Origin of the sequence: Sphaerisporangium dianthi, from assembly GCF_042654065.1 — a bacterium.
GTDB classification, from domain to species: domain Bacteria; phylum Actinomycetota; class Actinomycetes; order Streptosporangiales; family Streptosporangiaceae; genus Sphaerisporangium; species Sphaerisporangium dianthi.
The window spans coordinates 167,290-194,079 of sequence record NZ_JBHSFP010000009.1 but is presented as its reverse complement, the minus strand read 5'-3'; the positions used below and the strand labels follow the sequence as shown (position 1 = coordinate 194,079).

Genomic DNA, 26,790 nt, shown 5'->3' with positions numbered 1-26,790 from the left:
CCCGAAGGCGGGCGCGAGCAGGTGCGGGAGGTGAAGCGGGCAGGTGGTGGCCCGCCGGAGGCATTGGGCCGAAGATGGTCTGAGGCGTCCGAAGGCGTCCGGATGGATGGAGAACGGCGGGAGGTGCCGGCGTCGCTCCTCACTACGGACCCGCGTAACGTGTGCGAAACACCAAGCGGGCAGACTGGTAGATGACCAGACATGTCTTCCGCCGATTCAGAGACTGGCTCAGCGAGACGACGATGGTGTCCGAACACCGTCCGGCAGAAGGGGATGCCTTGGACCGCCAGCAGGAATTCGTGCTCCGTACGCTCGAAGAACGCGACATCCGGTTCATCCGGCTGTGGTTCACCGACGTGCTCGGGTTCCTCAAATCCGTGGCGATCGCCCCCGCCGAGCTCGAAGGCGCGTTCGCCGAAGGCATCGGCTTCGACGGGTCGGCGATCGAGGGCTTCGCCCGCGTGTACGAGTCGGACATGCTCGCCAAGCCCGACCCGTCGACGTTCCAGATCCTGCCGTGGCGCAGCGAGACGCCGGGCGCCGCCCGCATGTTCTGCGACATCCTCATGCCGGACGGCTCGCCCTCGCACGCCGATCCTCGCTGGGTGCTCAAGCGCACGCTGGCCAAGGCGGCCGACATGGGCTTCACCTTCTACACCCATCCCGAGGTGGAGTTCTTCCTCCTCAAGGAGCGGCCGGAGGGAGGGCAGAAGCCGGTGCCGAACGACTCCGGCGGCTACTTCGACCACACCCCGCACAGCTCCGGCCATGACTTCCGCCGCAACGCGATCATGATGCTGGAGGCCATGGGCATCTCGGTGGAGTTCAGCCACCACGAGGGCGCCCCGGGCCAGCAGGAGATCGACCTGCGGTACGCCGACGCGCTGACGACCGCCGACAACATCATGACCTTCCGGCTGGTCATGAAGGAGGTCGCCCTCGAGCAGGGCATCTGGGCGTCGTTCATGCCCAAGCCCTTCACCGACCATCCCGGCTCCGGCATGCACACCCACATGTCGCTGTTCGAAGGCGACCGCAACGCCTTCTACGAGCCGGGCGCCGACTACCAGCTCTCCAAGATCGGCCGGTCCTTCATCGGCGGCCTGCTGCGGCACGCCGCCGAGATCACCGCCGTCTGCAACCAGTGGGTCAACTCCTACAAGCGGTTGTGGGGCGGGGCCGAGGCGATCGCCGGGCTCGGGGGAGAGGCGCCGAGCTACATCAGCTGGGGGCACAACAACCGCTCCGCGCTCGTGCGCGTCCCCATGTACAAGCCGCACAAGGGCAACTCCACCCGGGTCGAGTTCCGCTCGCTGGACTCCGCGTGCAACCCCTACCTGGCGTACGCGGTGATCCTCGCCGCAGGCCTGAAGGGCATCGAGGGCGGCTACGAGATGCCGCCCGGCGCCGAGGACGACGTGTGGGCGCTGACCAGCGCCGAGCGTCGCGCCCTCGGCATCGAGCCGCTGCCGCAGAGCCTGGACGAGGCCATCACTACCATGGAGCGCAGCGAACTGGTCGCCGAGACCCTGGGCGAGCACGTCTTCGACTATTTTCTGCGCAACAAGCGCGCCGAGTGGCACGAGTACCGCCGCCAGGTCACCGAGTTCGAACTCGGCCGCTACCTGCCGGTCCTGTAAACGCGGTTCAGGGACGATTCGTCGTCGGACACGAGGCACAGGGCGCTGGGCCGGGGCGAACGCCCGGCCCAGCGCCTTTCCTCGGCCCTGGCCGTCCGTCCGTGGCTTCTCGTGAGGGACGGCCTGTTCCGGCTCTCATCCGGCCGGCCCCCTCTCGCGGCCACTTGAGCACCCGCTTCGGGCATGCCGACGTGATCGACGACCGGGGCTCAGCTCACCGGGTGCCAGCCGGGGGGAGGGTCCTCGCCTGTCCGGCCGTCGACCGCCTCTCGCAGGAGGTCGGCGTGGCCGGTGTGCCTGCCGTACTCCTCGATCAGGTCGCAGACCAGGCGGCGCAGGCTGGCGTGCCGCCCGTCCGGAGTCGAGATGTGAGCGAGCTGGTCGAGGCCGCCGCCGGTCAGGGCGGTCTCGAGCGTGGCGCGCGAACGGGCCACGGCGTCGTCCCAGAGCCGGTACAGGTGCTCGGGGCTGTCGGTGTCGGCGGAGGTGAACGGCCAGTCGTCGCCGCCCTCCCAGTCCTCCTCCCACGGTGAGCCGAGCGGCTTGCCCTGGAACTTGAGGTCGAACATGTGGTCTTCCACCACGGCCAGGTGCTTGAGGAGGCGGCCGAGGGTGAGCGTTGAGGCGCCGACGCGGGTCCGCAGCCCGTCCTTGTCCAGGCCGTCGGCCTTCCAGCGGAAGGTGGTGCGCAGTCGCTCGAGCGCGCCCAGCAGGTGCGCGGTCTCGTCGCCGGCCAGTGGCGGTTCCCAAGGAGCATCGGTCATGACGTAACCGTGGCACAGGCGGGCTCGGACCCGCCATCGGCCTGGAGCGCAGCAGTGGCAGATCGCCGATCCCGTTGGACGCCCGGGCGAGCGTGAGATGCGATCGCCGCTGGAATGGCCTGGTCAACCTGGAATGGCGTCGTGGTCGTGGCTGTTGGGGTGGTCGTACCGCTTCTGCCGCGAGGGTCGGCGGCTCGGCCGGCGGTGGTGGGCCTGCCCGCCGACCGCCCTTTCGAGCGTCATGCCGCCGTTACTCCCGGCTAACGGCCCCGTCACCGTCACCTGGTGCAATGGTGATCAAGCTCTACAGATAAAATCTGACGGCATCTAACGGAATTTACGGTCTATTGCTCCTGTTGGGAGCAGCATGGGGGGTGCTACCGCATGACAACGACGTCCGCAGGTGTGCAGACCGCGCTCACCGTACCGGCGCGCTTCCGCGGTCCCGAGGGCACCGCGAACGGCGGCTGGGCGGCGGGCACACTGGCGGCGACCCTCGCGGGCATGCCGGACTGCGCGCACGCGCTGGAGGTCACCCTCCACCGGCCGATCCCCCTGGACACCGAGCTCGCCATCGGCCACATGGCCAACTCCGCGTCGCTCTACCACGACGGCGGGCTGCTCGCCGAGGCCATCCCCGTGGCGCTGGACGTGACGCCGCCCCCGTTCGTGCCCTTCACGGACGCGGCCCGCGCCGAGGCGGGGTTCGCCGGTCTGACCGGTCACCACCCGGTGCCCGGCTGCTTCGTCTGCGGCCTGCGCGACCCGGGCGACGGACTGCGGATCTTCCCCGGCCCGGTCGACGGCACGGACCTGGTCGCGGCCGGCTGGCGGGTGCCGGTGACGGTGACGGACGACGACGGCATCGTCCCCGACGCCCTGGTGTGGGCGGCGCTGGACTGCCCGTCCGGCTGGGCGAACGCCGACGCCGGAGGTCCGGGCCTGCTCGGGCGCATCACGGCGCAGGTCTTCCGGCGCGTGTACCCGAACGGCACCTACTCGGTCGTGGCACGCTCCACGGGCCGGGAAGGACGCAAGCTCTTCGGTGAGAGCGCGGTGTACGAAGTCGACGGCACCCTCGTGGCCGCGGCCAAGGCCACCTGGATCATCCCCGCCTGACCGGCCCGGCATTCCGCCTGACTTGCCCGGGACGCGGGGGTCAGAGGGGCAGGGCCATGCGGATCAGCGAGATGGCCCAGACGACCAGCAGGGCCAGGACGCCCGCGCCGAGCAGGGTGGAGGCGCCGAAGACCGACCAGCGCAGCAGCCGGTAGGTCAGCGGCACGCGGTCCTCGGCGCCTCTGCTCGGCGCCCACGGCCCGCGCAGGTCGGCCGTCGTCAGCTCGGCCTCCTCCTCCGTGCCGGGGCCGCCCTCCGGGTCCGCGTCGTCCCTGGTGTCCGCGTCGCTCTTGATGTCCGCGTCGTCGCCGGCATCCGGGGCCGTGGGGCCGCTGCGGGCGTTCCGCGCGGCCGGCGGGCGGTCGTCGTCGCGGTCGCCGGGCCTCTCGAGGAGGTCCGTGGCGCGGGCGCGGGAACGCCGTTCGGCGTGGCCGGCGTCCCCGTTCAGGGAGTTCTCGCCGGTCGCGGGCGGCTCACCGGCCAGGAGGGGGCCGGTGCTCCCGGCGGAGCCCCTCTCAGCCCCGGGACCCGGGGCGGCGGCGGGCGGGTGCTCGTCGCCCGCGGGCTGAGAGCCGTTCAGGGGAAGGTCGATCAGCCACGCCAGCAGCTCGGCGATGGCGGCCTCGTCGGCCGGGAGGCCCGAGGCCAGGTAGCGCACCTCGGCGGCCGTCCTCGCCAGGTCGCGGACCATGTTGCCCAGGCCGACGCCGTCGAACCACTCCGGCAGCCGGTCGGCGTCATGGCCGACGGCCGTCGCGTGCAGCAGGTCCACTTTGGTGACGACCACGGCGACGCGTTTCTGCCGCCCGCCGTCGGCCCGGGCGGCCAGTTCGTTCCTGACCCGCTGGAAGGTGTCGGAAGGATCCTCGGGCGACAACACGACGCCGGCGCGCTGGAGGGCGTGCCGCTCGGCGTCCGAGAGGCCGTGCTGCACCAGCGGCAGGGCGAACGGGTCCACGACGATCAGCATCGCCTCGCCGTGCGCCAGGTAGCTCATCGCCTCCACCTGCGTGGCGCCGGTGAACCCCTCTCCTGAGGGATCGAACAGGTACAGGATGCGGTTGCCGCTGCGGGTGCGGGAGCCGGGCAGGGTGACGTCCACCATGGTCGCCGACGGGGCGCGTGTCGTGGTCTTGGACACCTTGCCGAGCCGCAGTTCCCGGCGCAGGCGCGAGAACGCGATCTCGTCGCCCTCCACCACGAAGCCCGCCCGGCCCTGCGCGTCCTTCACCACCCGGTGCAGCGCGTTGATCGCCAGCACCATGAACGTCGTCTTGCCCGCGTCGGGCCCGCCGATGAAGGGCAGTGGCTCGATGCGCGCCCTGCCGATGCGGGGCGGCAGCGCGCGCCCGCATTCGGGGCAGTACGCCGGGAGCCGGAAGCGGCCGAGGACGATGGCGGTGGGCAGCCGGGTGCCGCACCGGCACACGTGCCGGAAGACGCCGTCGCGGTTCGGCCGCAGGTGCCGGTGCCGCCGTCCGCAGGTGGGGCAGGCGTATTCGGGCAGGCTGATGCGCGCGTAGCACTGGGGGTGCGGGCAGGTCTGCAGGATCCGCCGCACCCGCATGAAGACCGTCTCCACGCCGAGCAGCAGCAGCAGGCAGGCCAGCCACAGCACCAGCCCCGCCACCGCCACCAGCGCGTACGCGGCGGTGAGCGCCGCCGCGACGGCGGCCAGCGGGATCGCCGCCGCGGCGACGCCCACGACCAGGCCGAGCCAGATGGGGAAGACGAAGAAGCCCTGCACGTTGCTCATCAGCCGCCGGGTGACGGCGGCGACCGCGAGCCGTGCGGCCTGCCCCATGGCCGGGACGGCCGAACGCTGGGTCCGCCACCAGTCGAGCGCGACCTGGCCGAACAGATAGTGGCGGTAGGCGGGGTCCCGTTCCTCCTGCGGAGCGCCCGGGCTCGCCTTCACCTCGGGGGTTCCGGCGGCGACGGGGGAGGCCCCGCGTGCCGTGACCGGCAGCAGCACCCGCCCGGCGCGCAGGAAGTAGTGGCCGAGACCGGCCAGGGTGGCGGCGGCCAGAGTGAGCGCGGCGACGACCGGGAAGCCGTACAGGAGGCCGAAGTACATGCACACGGCCCACAGGGCGATCAGGAAGACGACGACGACCGGCATCAGCCCGCCCTCGCTTCCCGGCCACCCGGGTTCACCGCCGTGCGGGCGTTCATCGGGATTCCCGCTGCCATGGACGGCCGCGCCGGCCCTTCGCCATGTCCTTGAGCGCGGCGGCCAGCTCGGGGTCGTGCTTGAAGCGCGACTCCGCCGAACCGAACAGCGACCAGCTGTTGAGCTGCGCTCTCGCCCAGGCGTCCAGCTCGGGCACCGTCGTGTCGGCCAGGTGCAGCCGCACGGCGATCTCGAGCAGGGCCGCCTGATCGTCCCTGGTCCTGCGCGCGTCCATCCAGCAGCGTGCGAGGCCGGCCCGGGCGAGGGCGGGCAGCTGCTTGACGACCTCCGCCCGGAACCGCGGATCGCGCTCGGCCACGGCCCGGGCGGCGCAGGCGAGGCCCTCCTCCAGCAGTTCCTCGTCGGCCTCGGGCCGCAGGTCCTCGAGCCGGCGCAGCACCGCCGCGGCGCGCGCCGGGTCGGCGGCGTCCCGGACACCGGCCACCAGCAGCACCACCTCGGCGTCCGCGGCGGGGTATCCGGGCACGGTGTCCCGCACCAGCTCGGCCAGTCGTACCGCGTCCGGGCCTTCGACGCCTCCGGCGAGGAACGTGCGCGCGGGCAGGTCGCTGAGACGGGACGACCGCCCCATGGCGGCGCCGAGCCTGTGCACGAGTGCCGCGCATTCGGCATGGCCGGGCGGTTCCTCCCACACCGACAGGACCGCCGCGTCGAGTACCCCCGCGTCCGGTTCCGCCGCGCCGGACCTGCCGGCATCCGGCTCCCCGGCGGGCGCCTCCCCGGCGGCAGCGGCGGCGTGAGCGGCGGCGGGCGAGGCAGGTCGGGCGCCGGACGCGAAGGCGGTCGCCGCGGCCAGATGCAGATCGATCAGCTTGACGGTGGCCTCGACGCGGGCGACGCGCTCTCGCCGCACCCGCGCCAGGATCACCGCCGTCCCGGTGAGCGGCGCGGACGACAGGTCGCGCGAGGCCAGCCGGTCGCACACGTCGTCGGTCAGCATCCGGTCGCGCACCGCCGGGGACGACTCCTCCAGGCCGAGGAGCGTGCCGGCGAGCACGGCCTCCCGCATGTCCGGCGGTGTCCGGTCGAGCAGCGGCCCGAGGTCGCCGGTGCCGTCCCGGGCGACGGCACGGGCCGCGGCGGCGAGGTGGGCCTCCTCGACGGGCGCGCCGACCGCGCCGGCCGTGGCGGCGAGCCGCGCGAGCCCGTCCATGTCGCGCACGGCCGCGAGCGCCCGGGCGGCCTCCTCGCGTAGCGTCTCGCGGGTCCGCGGCCACGCCGGGGGCGCGGGGGGCGGCAGCGCGGGGTCGCGCAGGGCGAGGACGGCGCAGCGGGCGGCGCACAGTTCGGCGGTCTCGGCGGGCGCGAGAGCTCGTGCGGCCGCGGCCAGCTCGTAGTCCATCCGGTCGCACACGCGCCCGAGGTCGGTCCACAACCACTCGGGAAGGTCCGCCGAGAGCATGCGCGCGATGGCCGCCTGCTCCTCGGAGGTCACGCTGTCGTCGCCGCGGCAGAACGCCAGCAGGGCCGCGCTGGTCTCGGGCTGGAAATCGCCGGCCTCGTCCATGCCGCCCGCGGAACGCAGCTCGCCGATGGCGTCGATGCCCGCCAGGTCCAGGCGCCGCCAGCAGTCGGCGACCGTACGGGCGAAGCGGCCGAGCGGGACGCCCGCCGCCGGCGGCGGGTCCTCCAGCCGGACGACGGCGGCGTCGATGTCGGAGGGCAGCCAGACGTCGGGCGTCGTCCCGACGATGAGCTGCGGCGCCGCGCCCGGATCCGCGCTGTAGGTGCAGAACGGCAGCCGCGCGGCCACCTGCCACGGCAGCGAGTAGGAGATCACGCCGATCCAGCGCACGATCTCCTCCACGTCGGCGCACACCAGCACCACGCGCCCGTGGCCCTGTGAGAGCGCCCTGACCACGGTCTGCAGCAGCGAGCCGAGCCGCGCGTAGGCGTTCTCGCCGCCGGCGGCGAGCCAGGAGGCCAGCGACTCGGGGTCGACCTGGTCGCCCGGCGGCAGGTCGGCGAGCGCGGGCAGGGGAGCGCCGGCGGGCGCGGGCAGGTCGGACCACAGGGCGGCCCGCCAGAACTCGACCGGCCGCACGCCCGTCAGCTCGTCGGGCTCGGCGACGACGGCATGGCCGAGGTAGTTGCCGTACCGGCCGGAGTAGTCCTGCCCGAGGTAGACGCACCGGGTGAGGACGCACTGGGCGCCGACCGGCCCGTAGGCCAGCGCGACGGGCAGGCCGGCGACCTCCGCGGGGGTGGGGGCGAGCGGCGCGCCGGGCGGCGGCCGGTAGGACAGGTAGGGCGCGACCTTGCCGGTCAGGCCGGGCGGCAGTCCCGGCGACTCGGCGACGAACTGGAACCCCGCCCGTCCGGCGGGCCCCGCCTCAGCCGAGGTGTAGTGCAACTGCCATGCCATCACCGCCCACCCCCTCTCGCCGTCGAGCCCTCTCGCGTGTCGAGGGGGCGGAGGGCGGCCGGGGGCGGGGGAGCCCGGGGGAGGGCGGGCTGGTCATCGGCGGACTCCGGCGAGCATGCCGAAGCGGTGCAGAAGCCATAGCAGCGGGTCTTCGACGCGGTAGGGGCGGATGCCGCCGGGGCCGACCGCGTCGGCGCCGGGCACCCCGCCGAGGGCGGACAGGCCGAACAGGGCGAAGTCGATGAAGTGCTGGCGCAGGTAGCGGTCGACCATGCCGGCCTGCCACTCGTCCAGCAGCGCCCTGATCTGCTCGTGGACGGCCTCGCGGTCGTCCAGGTCGAGCGTGCCGGACGGGGTGCGGGCCCGGTGCAGGGCCGACTGGGCGTCCATGTCCTCCTGCAGCGCGTCGATCTTGCTCAGCGCCACCGCCACCGGCACCTTGAGCCGCCCGGACCCCGCGCGGTCGCGCAGCAGTTCGGTGACCCGGCTGATGACGTTGATCGGGTCGCTGTCGGGGTCGCCCGCGTTGACGCCGCTCCTGGCCGCGGCGATGCCGCTGAGCGACGCCTTCGCCCCCGGCAGCTCCAGCGGGTCCACGAGGAAGACGATCGCGTCGGCGGCGTTGAGGTAGCGCAGGTGGGTCTCGGTGGACTCGCGGCTGCGGAGGTCCTCACCGGCGGTGTCGAAGAGCACGAGCGTCAGCGACATCGTCTTGGAACGCAGCCGTCCGGGGACGGTGCGGGTGAGCAGGTACACCAGCGGGTCGCGGGGCTCGGTGGCCGCCGGCCGCGTGGTGGCGAGCAGCCGCTGCTCGCCGTACAGCGGGCGGGCGAAGTCCTGCTTGTAGCGGGCGATCGTGCGGTCGTCGCAGGCGACCAGCGAGGAGTCCAGCTCGGCTCCGACCCGGTTGGTCAGCTCATGCAGCAGCACGGCGATGTAGGTGCTCTTGCCCGACCCCTTCGCCCCGACCAGGGCGACGATCTTCCCGGGGTTCGCGCAGTACTCGGCGGGCAGGCGGTTGTGGCACTCGGGGCACACCCGCCACCCGGTGGAGCGGGTGCACCGCGGGCAGTCGGCCCGGCGTCCCGGCCTGCGCACGGAGAACACCGGGGGCAGCGACGCGGCGGCGGGCGAGCCGAGGTAGTCGGCGAGGGTCTCGTCCAGCACCGCCTCGCATCCGCCGCCGCGGCCGGACCTGCCCGCGCAGCGGAACGCGATGCGGTTGCGATCGAGCCGCGCGAAGCAGAACGGGCAGGTGATCACCAAGGGGTCATCCCACCTTCATCCGCCGGACCGGCGGGTCGATCAGGGTGACCTCGCCACCGGGGCCGGCGAAGACCGAGGCGTCCCCGTCGGCGAAGGCCGGGCCGGGCTCGTCGTCGCCGAACCCGCCGGCGCCGAACGACGGGCCGGGCCCGTGAACGGGATGGAAGCCGGTGGCCGGCGTGTCGCCGTAGGAGCCCCGCGCACGGGCGACCTCGACGGCGCCCTCGGCGAAGCAGCGCAGCCAGTAGGGCTTGGCCTGCCGCGGGGCGGCGACGACGAGGCGGGCGGGGATCTCCAGGTCGTTCCAGTCGTCCAGCAGGATGCCGTCGTCGGCGGACTTGGGCTGGACGTGCCCGGGTTTGAGCACCAGCGCCAGGCGGCGCAGGCGCACGGGCCGGTCGGCGGTGACCTCGACCACCAGCGAGCGCCGCCACGCGGGCCCCTGCTGGCTGAGGTCGTACCGCACCGGGACGCGGCCCGGCAGCCGCAGGCTGACGGCGGCGCCGCGCACCCGCTCGCCGCGCACCATGGAGGTGGGGGCGACCTCGACGGTGACCGGCTCGCCCTCGGGGACGTCCAGCCGCACCCCGCCCTGAGCCCGGTAGGCGGCCGAGTTGACGATCATGCTGCGGCCGTTCCAGCGCACCTCGACCTCGGGCACGTCCGGCGGCCACACGAAGCCGACGTACACCGTGACGCCGCGGCGCTGGGCGGTCAGCCGGGCCGGGGGGGCCAGGTTCACGTGCTCGATGTGCGCGCCGACCGTGGCGAGCTCGCCGGACACGGTGACCGCCAGCAGCACGCCCTGGCCGCCGCCGGGGCGGATGGACTGGCCGTCCCTGGTGGGCGCGGTCGGGATCGCGCGGGTGGCGGCGCGCAGCTCGGCCAGCGACAGGGTGGTGCCCATCGGCCAGGGCGGCGTCGCGTCGAGTCCGACGATCTCAAGGGCGCCGGTCGCGAGCTCCTCGTAGTGGACGAGGAACGTGCCCGGGGCCGACGGGTCGGGCCGCAGGGTGAAGTCGGCGACCGGCCGGGGCCGTCCGAGAGGCGTCATCGTGCGCCGGACGCCGGGCGTGACGACCTCGCCGTCCGGATCGGCGTACACGGCGCAGACGGTGTAGCTGTAGCTGGTGCCGTTGGCGACGTCCCGGTCGCGGAACCCGGTGTCGCCGGCGGGCACCGGGCGCCCGTCCCGGGTGACGATCACCCGCGTGGCCTCGGCCGGCCGGGTCCAGCGGCCGGACACCACCCCGTCGCCCGCGGTCAGCCGCAGGTCGGCGGGTTCCGGCCGGACGACCACCGAGGCGGCGAGCGCGGGCATGGCGACGGCCTCGTCCCTGCGGGCCACCACCCAGTAGGTGACCGGGGTGTTGACCGGCGGCCCGTCGTCGCGCGCGGAGGGCCGGTCGGCCGTCGCCAGCAGGATGCCGTCCCGGTAGACGTCGTAGACGATGCGGCCGGCCCGCGACGGCGAGGGCTGCCAGACCAGGCTCACCCCTTCGCCCTGGACGGCGGCGCGCACGGCCCGCGCCGGATGGGGGGCCAGCCGGGCGAGCAGCTCGGTGGCGCCGGGCAGGTCGGGCACGCGCTGCAGGGCGTCGCGCAGCGCGAGCCAGGCGTCGTCGGAGTCGAGGGCGGCCCGCGCCCGGTCTCTGAGCCGGACGGCCTGCGCGAGCCGGGCCCGCACCTCGGTGGCCAGCTCGGCGGCCTCGCCGGCGAGCGCGCCCGGCTCCAGCGCCTCGGCGAAGTCGGCCGCCGCGTGGATCTCGCCCGCGTCGACCAGTTCGCGCAGCCGCGTCGCCGCGCCGCCGCCGAGCCCGCCCTCGCCGCGGACCGCGAAGATCAGCCTTCGGGCGTCCCCGGCGTCCAGGTCGAGCTCGGTCGTGGCGTGGCGCAGCAGCGTGTCGTCGTAGGGGTGCTCGCGGACCCGTTCGCGCAGGCGGGCGACGATGTCGTAGCGGATGAGCGCCGCGGGGTCGGGGGAGTTGCGCAGGGCGGCCAGCACCGTGTCGGCGCTGATCGTCCACGGCCCGCGGGTGCGGGCGGCCCAGTGGCGCCCCACCTCGGCGATGGCGTCGGGCACCGAGCCGCCGCCTTCGACGGCGAACCCGCCGAGCACCCGCATCTCGGCGCACCGGTCGCCGAACAGGAACCGGCCCAGGTGGGGCGCGCCGAGCACCTCCAGCGCCTCGCGCACCTTGGCGAACCCCGGGTAGGGGGCGGCGTCGGGCAGCGCGTCGGGCTCGCGGACCTCGATCGACCGTTCGGCGGCCAGCCGGACGGCCTCCTCCTGGCTGACGCCGCTGGAGCGGGCGATGGTGGACAGCAGCGCGGGGGAGAGCATGCGAAGCCGGCCCGCGGCGTCCTCCAGCCGTCCGCCGGCCCCCGCCAGCCTGCGCGCCGCCCTGCGCTCGGAGTCGCCGAGCGCCTCGCGCAACGGCGTGAGGTCGCCCTCGGCGGCGGCCGAGAAGATCGGGGAGAACCGGGCGTGGTCGGCCTCCAGCCGGTCGGCCAGCCGCTTGTACTTGAGCATGCCGCGGGCCCGCCGCCAGCACTGGCGCACCTGCCGGACGGTGTCGGCGACCTGCGCGGCCGTCATCGCCTCGCTGAGCTGGTAGCGGACGCGCAGGTCCTCCGGCGGGAGCCCGCCGGCCTCGCGGGCGGGCTCCAGCACCTCCCGGGTGTAACGCTGCTCGTCGAACGCCATACGACCGCCTGGCTAGCTGACCTGGACGCGGGACAGGGCGGCCCGGGACTCGGCGACGTCCTCCTCGGACATGCCGCCGATCTGGATGCGGAGCTCGAGCTCTTCGCCGGTCTCGCGCTCGCGGGCGGTGACCTGCAGCAGCCCGGAGCCGTCCAGGGCGAAGGTGACCTCGATCGGCCACCCGGCCGGCTTGCCCTTGGGGATCTTCAGCACGCCCTCGGCGATGAGGCCGTTGTCCTCGACCTCCTCGGACTCGGCGGTGCCGGCCTGCTCCATGACCTCGATGGTGACCCCGGTCTGCCCGGCGTCGATGGTGTAGAAGTCCTGCGTGACGCCGGAGGGGAGCGCGTCGTTGGCGTGGACGAGGTGCTCGACGCTGCGGCGCCTGCTCTCTTTGTCGGTGACGATGATGCCGAAGGCGCGCGAGGCGACCGTCTTGATCGTGCGCCCGGCGATCTGCTCCTGCTGCTCGGCGCTCAGCCCCGCCCGCTCGGCGATCTCTTGGGCCTTGGCCGGCTCGCCGGCCCGCATCAGGCGCCGGTAGGTCTCTTCGAAGGCGAAGAGCGCGGCGCCCTTGGCGACGGCAAGGTCGGGGTCCTGCAGGCGCGGGGTGAGCTGGAACTCCTTCTGCAGCGCCTCGGTGACCGCGGGCATCTTGGTGGAGCCGCCGACCAGCACCAGGTGGTCGTAGGCGCGCACCCCCTTGGCCGCGGCGGTCTCCATGGTGCGCCGGGTGATCTCGATGGTGCGGTCGAGCAGGTCGCGGGTGAGCTCTTCGAAGGCCTCGCGGGTCAGCTCGACCGTGCTGACCCTGCCCTCGTGCATGACGCGGACGACGTGGTGGGCGCGGGTGGACAGCGTCTTCTTCAGGTCTTCGGCGTCGCGGCGCAGCTGCTGCTCGGAGTGCTTGTCCAGCAGCGGGTCGCCGGCGCCCGGGTGTTCGGCGCCGAAGCGCTCGGCCAGGTGCTCGGCCAGCCGGTCGTCCCAGTCGGCGCCGCCGAGCTCGTGGTCGCCGTCGGTGCAGACGACCTCGATGTCCCCGCCCTGGATGCGCATCACGGTGGTGTCGAAGGTGCCGCCGCCGAGGTCGTACACCAGGATCGTGCGGTCGGTGTCGGGGTTGAGCACGCCGTAGGTGATCGCCGCGGCGATCGGCTCGGAGATGATGTCGATGACGTTGAGGCCGGCGATCTGCCCGGCCTTCCTGGTGGCGTCGCGCTCGGCCGCGCCGAAGTAGGCCGGGACGGTGATGACGACGTCCTCGACCGTCTCGCCCGTCGCGGTGGCGGCGTCGTCGGCCAGCTTGCGCAGGACGAACGCGGAGATCTCTTCGGGGGTGTAGGGCCTGCCGTGCCTGACACGGGGGGTGTCCTGGCCCATGTCGCGCTTGATGCGGCTGACGACGAGGTCGGGGTGCAGGACCGCGCTGTCCTTGGCGGTGGCGCCGACGACGACGTTGCCGGGGGATTCGAAGAAGACCACCGAGGGCGTGGTGTCGCTGCCCTCCATGTTGCGCAGCACCGTGGGACGCCCGACGTCGTCGACATAGGCGATGCACGAATACGTCGTACCGAGGTCTATCCCGTGAACAGCCATCGCCTACTCGCTCCCCTTCTCCGTGCCGCCGCCCGCGCGTCCGGCGGTGCCGTTCGCCCCGTCGCGCGCATTGCCGGCCTTGCCGTCGTTTCGGTTGCCCCGCTGCTGCCCCGGGCCGTCCCCGTTGCCCGCTTTATCTGGCTTTTTCGGTTTCTTCGTATTTTCGGGTTTCTCCTGCTCGGCCACCCCGGGGTCCGCCCCGGCGTCCCCGCCCGCCTCCGCCCTGGCGTCCGTCGTCTCCGCGGCGCCGGCCTCCGCCCTGACGCCCGCGCCCGCCTTCAGGCCCGCGTCCGCCTCCGGACCCGCGTCCGCCTTGACGGCCGCGTCGGTCTCCGCCTTCACGGCCGTGTCCGTGCCGTCGCCCGGTGCGGTGGCGCGCCCGACGACCACCGACGCCTTGCGCAGCACCCGTTCGCCCGTCGTGAACGCCTCGCTCAGCACCTCGACGACCGTCCCGTCGGCCTCCTCGGCCACCGGGCTGGTGCCGGCCGGCCGGTGGAGGGCCGGGTCGTAGGCGTCGCCCGCCCTGACGCCGGCGCGCTCGGCGCCCGTGCGCCCGAGCACCTCGGCGACCTCCTCGGCGATGGCCGAGAAGAGCGGCCCCGCCAGCTCGGCGGGCGGGTGGGCCGGCCCTCGCCAGCGGGCCGCCTCGCGCGCCACGGTGTCGTGCAGGCGATACAGGCGGGCCCTGACCGGGGTCAGCGCCTCCTGCAGCAGCCCGTGGCGCAGCTGCTGGTTCTCGGCGTGCAGGCGGTCGATGACCTGCTCCCGGTGTGCCGCCCGCTCGTGTTCGCGCCCGGCGGCCTCGATGAGGGCGGCGACCCGGCGGGTGAGCTCTTCGACCTGGCGCGAGAGCTCCCTGGCGGCGTCGGGCCGTCCCTCGGAGGGCGCGGAGGGCGTCGCGCCGTCTGCGGCGGGCTCGCGCGGCTCTTCGGGGGGAGGCGCCATCTATCTCCTCGCGGCGGAATATGCATTCCTGACGTCAGTAACTCTAGGCCACCGAAGACCCCGCCCGGTAGAGATTCGTCTGTCCGATAATGAGCTATATGTCGGACTGATCGACACCGTGGAGGTGGGCTTTCGGAGGCAAGACCTGCACCGTATATACATCCTCCTCGGCTTGGCATAGGGAATTCTCGGTTGGATATGACTTAGATCCCATAGGTCCCATTAGTTACGTACATTCCGTGCCGGGCGATGTCAGCCGAGATCGTCGGCGGTCAGGAGGCGGGCCGCCCGCTCGATGGCGGACTCCACGGCGCCGACCCGGTCGGCGAGCAGGCCGACCGCGCCGACCGCCCTGGACACCGGGTCGCCCTCCTCGCCGCCCAGAGCCGCCGCGCGCACGTGGCCGGCCTTCACCTCGGCCCACCGCCTCGCCTGCTCGGGCGTCATCGTCCCGCGCAGCTCGGCCAGCTTCAGCAGGTTCGCCTCCGCCGCGCCCGCGAGGGTCTGCGCCTCGCCCAGGTAGTGATCGTCGATCACCGCGTCCAGTTCGGCGTCGTTCATCACCGGCACGACGCGCTCGGCCAGCTTGTTCATGTTCCGGTAGGAGCCCTGCAGCCGGAACGGCGGCTCGGTCCGCGACGCGTCGGACTGCGAGGCCGAGGCGATGTACGCCTGGTTGGCGGCCAGGACGACCTGCCGCACCCGCAGCAGCTTGCGCAGCACGGAGGTGATCTGGTCCAGCTCCGCGGCGGAGTAGGGATGGGCGAGCCGGTCCGGCCGCACCGCCTGGCCGCCCCTCGCCAGGTCCAGCAGCGACGCGAGGTCGTCCCCGTCCCTGGCCGCGAGCGGGGCGAGGACGGGGTTGGAGGTGAGCGCGTTCTCGATGTAGCTGAGCGCGAACAGCTCCTCCCGCCCCGACAGGACGTCGCCGAGGTTCCACACGTCCGCGCGGTTGGCCAGCATGTCGGGGATGCGGAACCGCCCGCCCGACTCGGTGTAGGGGTTGCCCGCCATGCAGACCGCGAACCGCTTGCCGCGCAGGTCATAGGTGCGGGCGGCGCCGTCCCACACCCCCTCCATCCGCCGCTGGGCGTCGCACAGCGAGATGAACCGCTGCAGCAGCTCCGGAGAGGTGTGCTGGATGTCGTCCAGGTAGAGCAGGACGTTGCTGCCCATCTCCAGCGCGAAGGAGATCTTCTCCACCTCGCGCCGGGCGGTCGCGTCCGGCGCCCGCGCGGGATCGAGCGAGGTGACGCCGCTGCCCAGGGCCGGCCCGTCGACCTTCACGAAGACCAGCCCCAGCCTGCTCGCCACGTACTCCATCAGGGTCGTCTTCCCGTACCCGGGCGGGGAGATCAGCAGCAGCAACCCCATCTGGTCGGTGCGCCGCGTCTCGCCGGCGGCGCCGAGCTGCTTGGCGAGGTTGGCGCCGATCAGCGGCAGGTAGACCTCGTCCAGCAGCCGGTTGCGCACGAACGCGCTCATCACCTTGGGCTCGTACTCGCTCAGCCGCAGCCGCGCCCGCTCGCGCGCCACCAGCTCCTCCCGCCGCCGCTGGTAGGCGCGGAAGGCGGGCACGCGCTCCAGGCGGAAGCGCCGGGTGCGGGCCATGAACTCGTCGATCCGAAGGCGCAGGCGCCGCCCGACGACGCGGGGATGGGTCCCGAGCAGCCCTTCGACGGTCGCCGCGAGCACGGCCGAGGAGTCGTGGCGCCGCAGCGCGTCGCCGCAGAGCTCGATCGCCACCGCCTCCGCCGGCTCGTCCTCGGCCGGCTCGTCCTCGGCCGGCTCGTCCTCGGCCGGCTCGTCCTCGGCCGGCTCGTCCTCGGCCGGCTCGTCCTCGGCCGGCTCGTGCGCGGCCGCGGCGGGCAGCGCGCCGAGCCACGCGCGGACGAGCTGGTGCCTGGCGGCCAGGTCGTCGCCGAGCGCGCGCACGTCGTCCTCGAACCGGCGGCAGGCCGGGGACTCCGGCCCGCCGAGGGCCGCGCGGAACCGGGCGAGCAGGGCGCGGGCCCCCGCGCCCGTGACGAACCCGTCCCGCGCCTCTGCCAGCTCCTCGAACAGGTACTCGGCGGCCACGCCGAGGTCGGCGTCCCCGGCGATCGGCCCGGTTCGGCGGAAGAAGCCGGCCATGGCGTCCGCCAGTTCGGCGCACAGCTCCCCGGCCGCCCGCGAAGGCCCCGCCGCGCCGAAGGCGGCCCGGGCGCGGGCGAGCGACCCCGCGCGCGTCGACCAGGCGCCCCTGGACGCCTCGTCGGCGCCGAACGCCCAGAACAGCTGGGCCGCCGCCCGCTCCCGCGGCGGATGGCGCAGCAGCCCCGCGTCCGCGCGCAGGCGGAGCAGGACCGCGAGGATCGCCGCCGCGTCGTGGTCGTGCACGCCGCGCTCGTACCCCTCGTCGAGGCGCGACGCGGCCACCCGGCGCACCACGGCGAGCAGCCCGCCCTCGGTGACCGCCGCCGTGCGCAGCGCCTCCGGCGACAGCCCCTCCCGGCCGGCCTCGGCGTCGGCGAGGATCGACGCGGCCAGGTGCTCGGCCCGGTACACCTGGGGCGTCTCGGACACGAGCGTCTGGTCCCAGAACGGGCGGGTGGCCGCGAAGTCCTCGTCCCGCACGGGGGAGAGGTAGTCGGTGCCGGTGATGGCGAAGGCCGGCGCCCCGTCGTGCGGGACCAGCGTGAGGTCGAACGGCCGGGTGTCGACCGAGAACCGGTGCGCGCCCAGCCTGATCGTCCTGCCGTCCGCGCCGTACAGGTCGAGACGGTCGCGCAGCGCGCGTCCGGCCTCCTGGCGGGCGGCCTTGAGCCGCCCGTCGAGCTCCTCGGCGCGCACCGGGTCGCCGAGCGCCCGCAGGTCGGCGGACACGGCGCGCAGCTTGGCGACCATCGGGTCGGCGGCGAAGTAGGCGTTCACCTCGTCCAGGGACGCCAGAGCGGCGGCCCGGCGGCGCACGCCCGCGAGGATCCGCCCGGACGACGCGGCCAGGCGGCCGGCCTTGCGGGTCCGCTCGTCCAGCAGCGCGTGCCTGCGCGAGGTGAACGCCTCGACGACCTCCTCCCGCTTGGCGGTGAGCCGGGCCAGGAAGTCGTCGAACTCGCCGAAACGCGACTCCAGCGTCTCCAGCCGCAGCAGCAGCCGGCCGAGCTGCTCGTCGCACCGCTCTGGGGTGTCCGCCATCGCGATCGCCCCGGTGGCGGCCTGGCCGAGCAGCGAGAACTCCGCCGCGAACCGCGCCCGGCCCTCGGCGGCGAGCAACTCGGAGCGCCGTCCGGTCAGGACGGCCCGTGCGCGGTTGACCCCGGCGAGCACCTCGCCGATGCGCTCCAGGATCGCCGTGCGGACCGTGGCGTCGGCGATGTCCAGGCCGCCGACGACCTCGGTGAGGACCTCCAGCCCTTCCGCCTGATCGTCGAGCCGCCGCCCGATGGGCGCCGCGCCCGCCGCGGTGGCGACCGTGCCCGCCTCGGCGGCCAGCCGCTCGACGTCGGCGTGGTAGCCGGCGAAGGCGTCCTCGCCCCGCAGGAACTCGACGGCCCTGCCCGCCGCCGCGTCCAGCTCGTCCGCGAGTCCCGCCGCCAGCTCGTCCGCCCTGGCCTGGTCGGCGTAACGCATCTCGCGGACGGTGACCAGACGGCCCCGCGCCTGGCGCAGCTCCGCCAGTCGCGCCACCCACTCGCCGGCCGTGCCCGGCGCCTCGCCGCGCAGGCGCCGCACCATGGAGGCGACGCGCCCGGCGGCCTCCTCCAGCGTGGCGGCGGCCCGCTCGGTGAGCGCGCGCACCTGCTCGAACTCCTCCAGCGCCTGCCCGGCCGCCGTGCGCACCGCGGCGAGCGGGGTGCGCAGGTCGCCGAGCTCGGCGTCGCCGAGCCAGTGGTAGTGGTCCGCCATCCGCTCGCAGGCGGCGACGAGCGCCTCGAAGACGGCCGCGGACGGGCTCGTCCCGCCGGCCATGCGGCTGATCGACAGCGCGTCGGAGATGCCCCGCACCAGATCGGCGTTGCCCACCCGCTCCAGGGGGCCGGTGCCGGCCGGGCGCACGGCGGCGTGGGCGTCCGACTGGTAGGGCGTCCGCCACACCTGCATCGGATGGACCCGCGACGGCTCACCGGACACCTCGCGGAACACCACGAGCGTGCCGTCCTCGAACAGCGAGTAACCGTGGCAGGTGATCGGGCCGGCGACCTCCTTGCGGATCAGGTTGTACGGCAGCAGCAGGCTCCGGCCCTCGGCGCGGGCGTGGAAGACGAACAGCACGTCCTCGCCGTTGGGGGAGCGCACCTCCCGCTCGTACTCGAGGCCGGCCACGTCGGCGTCGAAGGTCTTGGTGACGCCGGTGGCCAGGTGGTACCCGCCGGGGAAGATGATCCCCTGGTCCTCGGGCAGGCGGCGGCAGGCCTGCCCGATGCCGTCCAGGCGGGCCACCGCCCGCGTCCTGGTGTCGTACACCAGGTGCCGCCACCGCTCCTCCTTGTACGGCCGGACGCGCAGCAGAATCAGCGGCCCGACCCTGGCGTGCTGAACATCGGCGTCGGCCAGACTCTGCAGCGGCTCGTCGACGGGCTCGCGGTAGATGCCCTCGCCCGTCTCGGTGTTGTCCTCCACCTTGATCGTCAGATCGCCGCCGACGGTCTCGACGAACACCTCCCCGCCGATGGAGATGTGCGGATGGCGTCCGGGGACGTGGTCGTCCCGCGTCGTCGCGGTCCAGGCGAAGTCGTGCGAGGCGGGCAGGACGTCGTCGCGCTCGCCGCGGTCGTCCAGGTAGGAGACCGCGCCGTCGGGGGCGAGGCTCCAGCGCAGCACGCGCACGTCCTGCGTGCGCGGGCCCGTCTGGAAGACCGCCAGCAGCCTGCCCTCCGCCTGCCGCAGCCGCAGCAGGCGGGTCTCCCGGTAGTAGCGGTACAGCTCGGCGAAGTCGCGCCGGAAGCGGGGGTCGTCGAGCAGCCCGGCAAGGCCCTGCGCGCCCGCGTCCTCGAAGCGGAACGCCTCGCCCTCGCGCACGAACCGGTGCAGGGAGAAGACGTCCTCGACCGCGGTCTCCGGACGCATCCCGACGAACACGTTGTAGCCGAACAGCATGAGCCCGCCGACGGCGACGATGTCGCGCGGCACGCAGTTGTTGCGCGTGCGGATGCGCTCGGCGCCGGCCAGGCGCAGCTCCGCGCCGCCGAAGACGCCGAGGCGCTCGGTGTTGAGCGCCTCGGCCCGCCGGCCAAGTTCGGCAGCCTGCTCCGCCAGCCGGGTGCGCAGAACCTCGTAGGCGCCCGCGTCCAGGGTGGCGTCCTGCGGGCCGGTGAGAAGGCCGGTCACGGGGGCCGCCGTCACTTCTCTGCGCCGGCCGCGCCCGCGGCGACGGCCGGTGAGACCGCGCCCGTCACGACGGCGGCCGCCGCGTCCGCCGCGCCCGTTCCCGCCGTGCCCGCGGCGGTGAGGGCGGACAGGGGCGCCTCGGCGACGCCGAGCCGGCGCGCGGCGTCCAGCAGCGCCCGCAGCTGCCCGCTGTCCGGGCCGCCCGCCTTGATCAGCCGCATGAGCAGCGCCGAGATGGTCAGGTTCTTCACGTCCGAGGAGCTGAACGCGCCGAGCATCCGGGTGAGGTCCTCGGGGAAGCTGGAGGTCCCCGCAAGCCACGGTCCGGCCAGCTTCTTGGCCACCTCCGAGTGCTCGACGAAGCCGTCCACGCTCTTGCCCATGGCGATGGAGCCCATCAGCCGGTCGAAGAACATCCCGTCACCGCCGACGATGTCGATGTCGGCCTTCTCCAGCCCGGCGGCGAGCACGATGGCCTGCGACTCGGCGATGGAGCGCTGGGCGTCCAGCGCGGCGATCCGCAGCTCCTTCTCCGCGTCCAGCCGCAGGCGGTACTCCTCGTGGGCGCGGCTGGCGTCGTTCAGCGCGGCCATCGCCTCGGCCTTCTCCTTCAGGCCCTCGGCCTCCGACTTCAGCCTCTCGCCGACCGCCGTGGCGGCCACGAGGGTCTTCTCGCGCTCGACGGCCGCCTCGGCGAGGCCGACCTTCTCGATGGCCGCGGCGTCCCGCTCGCGCACCTGCACTCCGGCCAGGCCGGCCGCGGCGGCCTCGGCCTGGACGCCCTCGGCCAGGCGGATCTTGGCCCTGGCCTCGAACTCGGCGGCCTGCTGGCGCGCCTCGGCCAGCACCAGTTCCTCGCGCGCCCTGTGCCGGGCCGCCGCCTCGGCCGCCTCGGCGGCCTTGATGTCCTTGACCAGGCCCTCCTGCGCCTCGGCCTCGGCCTGGATCACCACGGTCTGGCGCACCCGCTCGGCCTCCTCGACCGCGCGCAGGCGCTTGATGATCTCCTCCTGCTCGGCGACGGTCTTCTCGACCGCGACGCGCTCGCGGATGATCTCCGCCATGGCCCGCTTCTCGGTCTCCAGCTCCTTGTCCTTGGACATCGAGGAAAGCTGGGTCTCGCGCTCGCGGGCGATGACCTCCAGCTGGCGGTCCTTCTCGATGCGTTCGGTCTCGATCGCGATGACGCGCTCGCGGTTCTTCTCGGCCACCGCGACCTCCCTGGCCAGGTTCTCCCGCTGGACGCCGAGCTGCTCGTCGGTGCGGATGTCGGCCGCGCGGGACTTCAGCCGCTCTTCGGCCTGCACCCGGGCGATCTCGGCCTCCTCACGGGCCCGCATCGTCTGGACCTCGCGCTTCTGCTTGCTCTCCGCGTCCGCCTGCCGCCGCTCCAGCTCCAAGATCGCTTCCCGCGCGTCGACGTTCTGGCGGGTGATCTCCTTCTCCTCGTGGCGCTGGAACTCGTTGGTGCGGACGTGCTCGATGGCGGTCAGTTCGGTGATCTTGCGGATGCCCTGGGCGTCGAGGATGTTGGCCGGGTCCAGTGCGGCCATGGGCGTCTGCTCGAGGAAGTCGATGGCGGCGTCCTCGAGGCTGTAGCCGTTCAGGTCGGTGCCGATGACCTGGATGATCTGGTCGCGGAACTCGTCGCGCTGGGTGTAGAGGTCGACGAAGTCGAGTTGCTTGCCGACGGTCTTCAGCGCCTCGGAGAACTTGGCGCTGAACAGCTCCTGGAGCGTCGCCTGGAAACTGGCCCGGGCGGTGCCGATGGCCTGCGCCACCCTCACCACGTCCTCGGCGGTCTTGTTGACCCGTACGAAGAAGGTGATGCGGATGTCGGCGCGGATGTTGTCCCGGCAGATCAGGCCCTCCTGGCCCGACCGCTCGATCTCGATGGTCTTGACCGAGATGTCCATCACCTCGGCCTTGTGCAGGACGGGCAGCACGACGGCGCCGGTGAAGGTGACGTCGACCGTCTTGACCTTGGAGATGATCAGCGCCTTGCCCTGTTCCACCTTGCGGAACAGGCGGGTGAAGACGAGCAGCGTGGTGAGCACGATGAGCAGGACCACGGCGAGCAGCACGCCGAAGCCGGTGGAGATGACGTCCAATTGGGGTCCTTTACCTGATGGGGGCGTCAGGCTCGAGTTCCGCGTCGTAGGGGGTGACCCAGAAGAACTCGCCGTCCGCGTCGTAGGCGAAGATCAGGGCGGTGTCGCCCGAGCGCAGCGCTCGCTCATGCCCGGCTGCGCTCTCGTCTCCGGCAGGCGGCTCGAACCCGTTCCCGCCGCGGGGGGCGGACTCGGCGACGAGCCCTTCCCGCGGCGCGTGGCTCGGCCACTGCGTCTGCCTGACCTGGATGACGGCGGAGGAGCCATCGGAGGCCCTGACCTCGGCCTGGCCGAAATCGGAGCTCACGCGGCCCGTGCGGATGACACACGTCCTGCCCACGAAGTCGTCGCGGGAGGGCGATCGATGAACGGCGAAGACCCGGCGCAGGGGCGCCACCAGCACGCGGGTGACGAGCCACGCCGAGAGCGACGCCCCGACGAGGACGGCCGTCCTGGCGGCGACGGACGGAACGCCGAGCAGCGCCGTGCCGGCGAGGCTCGCGAACCACGCGACGGCGAGGAGCAGGGAGACCGTCACGGTCGCCGGCACCCCGCCGAGACCGAGCGCGGACAGCGCTCCGGCGCCATGACCCGCCTCGCCCGCGTCCCCGGCGTCGAGCATGTCGATCCCGGCGCTCCCCAGCAGGACCAGGATCCAGTAGCCGACGGTGACCACCAGCGGGAAACTGAACAGCACGGTGGGAAAACCCAACGCCGTGCGGACGAACTCCCCCATCGTCTGACGCATTCCCCTCGTTTTCCGGCCCCGTTTCGATCAACGAACCGGCCCTGCGAAAGTTCCCCCTTTTCCGGTGTTCACCGGGGAAGACCGGCAGATTCGGACACTCATAATTGAGACATGACAAACCGGATTGTGGTCGTCGAGCACGAGGCCGAGGCCGGCCTCGGATTCTTCGCCGGATGGCTGGCCGGCGCGGGCATGACCTGCGAGATCGCCCGGCCGTACCTGGGCGGCGAGTTGCCCGCCCTCGGCGCCGGACCGTCCGGGGAGCCCCCCGCCGACGGCCTGATCGTCCTCGGCGGCGCGCCCTCGGCCTGGGACGACGAGGGATCCCCGTGGCTGCCGGCCACCCGCGAGCTGATCAGGCGGGCGGTCGAGGCGTCGCTGCCCACCCTCGGCATCTGCCTCGGCGCCCAGTTGATGGCCCTGGCCTGCGGGGGAGAGGTCCGGCCTGGCGCGGCCGGGCTCGAGGTCGGGCTGGGCGAGGTGTCGATCCTGCCGCAGGCCGCCGGCGACCCGCTGTTCGGCGGGCTGCCGCTCACCGCGCGAGCGGTGCAGTACCACCAGGACGCCGTCACCGTCCTGCCGCCCGGCGCGGTCCCGATGGCCACGGGCGCCGCCTACCCCAACCAGGGGTTCCGCCTCGGCGACCGGGCCTGGGCCGTACAGTTCCACCCTGAGGCCTCCCCCGAGATCTTCGTGTCCTGGACCGGGCCGAACGCCGCGGAACTGGCCGGGGCCGGGTACGACGCCGCGCGCCTGGACGCCGAGGTCACCGCCGCCGGGCAGGAGCTGGCGGCGACGTGGCGGCCCTTCGCCGAGGCCTTCGCCGCCGTCGTCCGGGGCGGACCCGCGGCCGGCGCCGCCCGGGCACCCATGTCCATTCACGGTGACCGGGCGATTACGTAGCGAAACCACTAACGACGAGGCGGTGAGGAAGCGGCTACTTTGAGCATGTGACCGCCGAGTCCCGTATGCAGACCACAGCAGGGCGCCTCGCCGGGCTGGGCTTCGCCGACGGAGCCCAGGCCGAGCGGCTCCTCGACGAGCTCGGACCCGAGGCCGTGGGAGATCTCGATCTGCTCGCGGCCCTGGTCGGAGCCGCCGATCCCGACCTCGCCCTCACCTCGCTCAACCGCCTCGCCGAGCGCGACCCGAGCGTCCTCGGCGCACTGCGCGCCGACCCTGGCCTGCGATCGCGGCTGATCTGCGTCTTCGGCCTGTCGGCCGCGCTCGGAGACCACGTCGTCCGCCACCCCGGGCACTGGAAGCTCCTGGAAGGCGACCAGGCCGTCCAGCGCGCGCCCCGGCAGCAGATGCGCGCCGAGCTGCTGGAGGCGGTCGGCGCCGACCCGCGCGAGGCCGAGCCGTGCGCCCCGCACGGCGGCACCGACACGATGTCGGCCCTGCGCGTCGCCTACCGCGGCAGGCTCCTGCACCTGGCCGCGCGCGACATCACCGGCGCGGCCTCGCTCTCCGAGATCACCTCCGAGCTGTCCGACCTGGCCACCGGCGCCCTGGAGGCCGGTCTCGCCATCGCCAGGGCCGAGGTCCCCGAGAGCGCCGACGTGCGGCTCGCCGTCGTCGGCATGGGCAAGTGCGGCGCCCGCGAGCTCAACTACATCAGCGACGTGGACGTCATCTTCGTGGCCGAGCCGCGGGACGGCGTCGACGAGACCAAGGCGCTCCAGGCCGCCACCCGGCTCGCGCAGGGCATGATGCGCGCCTGCTCCGCCAGCACCCCCGAGGGCTCCCTGTGGGAGGTCGACGCCGCGCTGCGGCCCGAGGGCAAGGCCGGGCCGCTGGTCCGCACCCTGGCGAGCCACCTGACCTACTACCGGCGGTGGGCCAAGACCTGGGAGTTCCAGGCGCTGCTCAAGGCGCGCCCGGTCGCCGGAGACCTCGAACTCGGCGGCGAGTACGTCGCCGCGGTGAACGAGCTGGTCTGGCACTCCGCCGCTCGCGAGAACTTCGTCGAGGACGTCCAGGCCATGCGCCGCAGGGTCGAGGCCCACGTCCGCGCCGGTGAGGCCGACCGGCAGATCAAGCTGGGCCCCGGCGGCCTGCGCGACATCGAGTTCGCCGTCCAGCTGCTCCAGCTCGTGCACGGCCGTCACGACGGGCTGCTGCGCCGCCGCGCCACCATGCCCGCGCTCGCCGCGCTCTCGCGGGGCGGCTACGTCGGCAGGGACGACGCCAAGGCCCTGGCCGAGGCGTACACCTTCCTGCGGCAGGTGGAGCACCTGCTGCAGCTCCACCGCCTGCGCCGCACGCACATCGTCCCCGAGAACGTCACCGACCTGCGCCGCATCGGCCGCGGCCTCGGCATGACCGTCGACCCGGTGGGGGAGTTCACCACCCGCTGGAGACGCCACGCCATGGAGGCCCGCCGGCTGCACGAGAAGCTCTTCTACCGGCCGCTGCTGCAGGCCGTCGCCCGGCTGCCCGGGGACGAGACCCGCCTGTCGGCCGCCGCCGCCTCGGCCAGGCTTTGCGCGCTCGGCTACGCCGACCCCGACGGGGCTCTGCGGCACATCGCCGCCCTGACCAGCGGCGTCTCGCGGCGGGCGGCGATCCAGCGCACCCTGCTCCCGGTCATGCTCGGCTGGTTCGCCGACGCCCCCGACCCCGACGCCGGCCTGCTCGGCTTCCGCCAGATCAGCGACAAGCTCGGCACCTCCCCGTGGTACCTGCGCCTGCTGCGCGACGAGACGGCGGTCGCCGAGCGCCTGGCCCGCCTGCTCGGCACCAGCCGCTACGCCACCGGCCTGATGCTGCACTCCCCGGACGCCGTCGCGATGCTCGGCTCCGACGGAGAGCTCGTGCCGCGTCAGAAGGAGTCCATCGCCGGCGAGGCCGCCGCCTCCGTGCGGCGCCACTCCCAGGACGCCGAGACCGCCGTCGTCTCGGTCCGCGCGCTGCGCCGCCGCGAACTGCTGCGCACCGCCGTGGCCGGGCTGGTCGGCCGCATCGACATAGAGGAGGTCGGCCAGGCGCTCTCCGAGCTCAACGACGTCACCATCCAGGCGGCGCTGGACACCGCGATCCACAAGGTCACGCTGGAGCGGCGCGGCGAGTTCCCCACCCGCTTCGCCGTGATCGCGATGGGCCGGCTCGGCGGCTACGAATGCTCCTACGGCAGCGACGCCGACGTGATGTTCGTCCACTCGCCGGTCGAGGGCGCCGACGAGAAGGCCGCCGCCGACGCGGCCCACGCGGTCGCCAACGAGCTGCGCCGCCTGCTCGCCCGTCCCGCGCCCGACCCGCCGCTGCTGATCGACCCCGACCTGCGCCCGGAGGGCCGCCAGGGCCCGCTCGTGCGCACGCTGTCCTCCTATGCCGCCTACTACCGGCGGTGGTCCTCGACCTGGGAGTCCCAGGCGCTGCTGCGCGCCCGGTTCTCGGCCGGTGACCCGCAGCTGGGCGAGGCGTTCATCCAGCTCATCGAACCGCTTCGCTACCCGCCCGACGGCATCGGCGAGACGGCCGTGCGCGAGATCCGGCGGCTCAAGGCGCGCATGGAGGCCGAGCGGCTGCCCCGGGGCGCCGACCCCCTGCTGCACACCAAGCTGGGCAGGGGAGGGCTGTCGGACGTCGAGTGGCTCGCGCAGCTCATCCAGCTCAGGCACGCCTACGAGGTCCCCGAGCTGCGCACCACCCGCACACTGGAGGCCCTGCGCGCCGCCGTCGGCGCCGGGCTGCTGGCCTGCACCGACGAAGAGGTGGTCGCCGAGGCGTGGCGCTTCGCCTCCCAGATCCGCGACGCCATCATGCTCGTGCGGGGCCGGGCCGGCGACAGCATCCCGGTCGACGTGCGCGAGCGCATGCTGATCTCCCGCGCCCTCGGCTACGCCCCCGACGGCTCGGAGGACTTCGTCGAGGACTACCTGCGCACCACGCGCCGGGCACGGGTGGTCGCCGAGCGCGTCTTCTACGGAGGCGCCTGACCCAGGCCCCGGCCGGCGCTGCGGCCGGCCGCTCGGGGGACGGCCGATCTCGCCGGGCCACGTCTCGGCGCGCCGTGGCGA

General features: G+C 73.8%; 14 protein-coding genes. 4 read left to right on the top strand and 10 right to left on the bottom strand.

Annotated features, from left to right (window positions below; genetic code table 11):
* Positions 1–278: 278 nt before the first annotated feature.
* Positions 279–1,640, top strand: coding sequence for a type I glutamate--ammonia ligase (gene glnA, locus ACFO60_RS16185; protein ID WP_380841099.1), 1,362 nt, complete (start codon positions 279–281; stop codon positions 1,638–1,640).
* A 209-nt stretch (positions 1,641–1,849) separates the two neighbouring features.
* On the opposite strand, the gene ACFO60_RS16180 is transcribed toward glnA, so the two are convergent.
* Positions 1,850–2,404, bottom strand: coding sequence for a mycothiol transferase (locus ACFO60_RS16180; RefSeq protein WP_380841098.1), 555 nt, complete (start codon positions 2,402–2,404; stop codon positions 1,850–1,852).
* 384 nt (positions 2,405–2,788) lie between these two features.
* On the opposite strand from ACFO60_RS16180, the gene ACFO60_RS16175 reads away from it, so the two are divergent.
* Positions 2,789–3,523 carry a hotdog fold domain-containing protein gene (locus ACFO60_RS16175; protein WP_380841097.1) on the top strand — a complete coding sequence of 245 codons (735 nt, stop codon included), beginning with the start codon at positions 2,789–2,791 and terminating at the stop codon, positions 3,521–3,523.
* A 40-nt stretch (positions 3,524–3,563) separates the two neighbouring features.
* Here the strand turns inward: ACFO60_RS16175 and ACFO60_RS16170 are convergent, their stop codons facing one another.
* The 9 genes from ACFO60_RS16170 to ACFO60_RS16130 form a co-directional block, all read right to left on the bottom strand.
* Entirely contained in the window at positions 3,564–5,645 is a 2,082-nt protein-coding gene (locus ACFO60_RS16170; protein ID WP_380841096.1) for a TRAFAC clade GTPase domain-containing protein, read from the bottom strand.
* Between the two features lie 49 nt (positions 5,646–5,694).
* A complete protein-coding gene (locus tag ACFO60_RS16165; protein WP_380841095.1) occupies positions 5,695–8,082 on the bottom strand; it encodes a GAP1-N2 domain-containing protein in 2,388 nt (795 codons plus the stop codon).
* Between the two features lie 93 nt (positions 8,083–8,175).
* Positions 8,176–9,345, bottom strand: coding sequence for a TRAFAC clade GTPase domain-containing protein (locus ACFO60_RS16160; protein ID WP_380841200.1), 1,170 nt, complete (start codon positions 9,343–9,345; stop codon positions 8,176–8,178).
* 7 nt (positions 9,346–9,352) lie between these two features.
* On the bottom strand, positions 9,353–12,055 hold the full coding sequence (locus ACFO60_RS16155) for a fibronectin type III domain-containing protein (RefSeq protein ID WP_380841094.1): 2,703 nt from the start codon (positions 12,053–12,055) through the stop codon (positions 9,353–9,355).
* Between the two features lie 12 nt (positions 12,056–12,067).
* Positions 12,068–13,651, bottom strand: coding sequence for an Hsp70 family protein (locus ACFO60_RS16150; RefSeq protein ID WP_380841093.1), 1,584 nt, complete (start codon positions 13,649–13,651; stop codon positions 12,068–12,070).
* A 3-nt stretch (positions 13,652–13,654) separates the two neighbouring features.
* Positions 13,655–14,599, bottom strand: a complete 945-nt coding sequence (locus ACFO60_RS16145; protein ID WP_380841092.1) for a nucleotide exchange factor GrpE — start codon at positions 14,597–14,599, stop codon at positions 13,655–13,657.
* 252 nt (positions 14,600–14,851) lie between these two features.
* A complete protein-coding gene (locus tag ACFO60_RS16140; protein ID WP_380841091.1) occupies positions 14,852–19,909 on the bottom strand; it encodes a DNA repair ATPase in 5,058 nt (1,685 codons plus the stop codon).
* An 11-nt stretch (positions 19,910–19,920) separates the two neighbouring features.
* Positions 19,921–22,020 (bottom strand): SPFH domain-containing protein, encoded by a 2,100-nt coding sequence (locus ACFO60_RS16135; protein ID WP_380841090.1) that lies wholly within the window; start codon positions 22,018–22,020, stop codon positions 19,921–19,923.
* Between the two features lie 10 nt (positions 22,021–22,030).
* Entirely contained in the window at positions 22,031–22,768 is a 738-nt protein-coding gene (locus ACFO60_RS16130; RefSeq protein WP_380841089.1) for a hypothetical protein, read from the bottom strand.
* A 111-nt stretch (positions 22,769–22,879) separates the two neighbouring features.
* On the opposite strand from ACFO60_RS16130, the gene ACFO60_RS16125 reads away from it, so the two are divergent.
* On the top strand, positions 22,880–23,671 hold the full coding sequence (locus ACFO60_RS16125; RefSeq protein ID WP_380841087.1) for a type 1 glutamine amidotransferase: 792 nt from the start codon (positions 22,880–22,882) through the stop codon (positions 23,669–23,671).
* A 65-nt stretch (positions 23,672–23,736) separates the two neighbouring features.
* Entirely contained in the window at positions 23,737–26,709 is a 2,973-nt protein-coding gene (locus ACFO60_RS16120) for a bifunctional [glutamine synthetase] adenylyltransferase/[glutamine synthetase]-adenylyl-L-tyrosine phosphorylase (protein WP_380841198.1), read from the top strand.
* Positions 26,710–26,790: the final 81 nt, after the last annotated feature.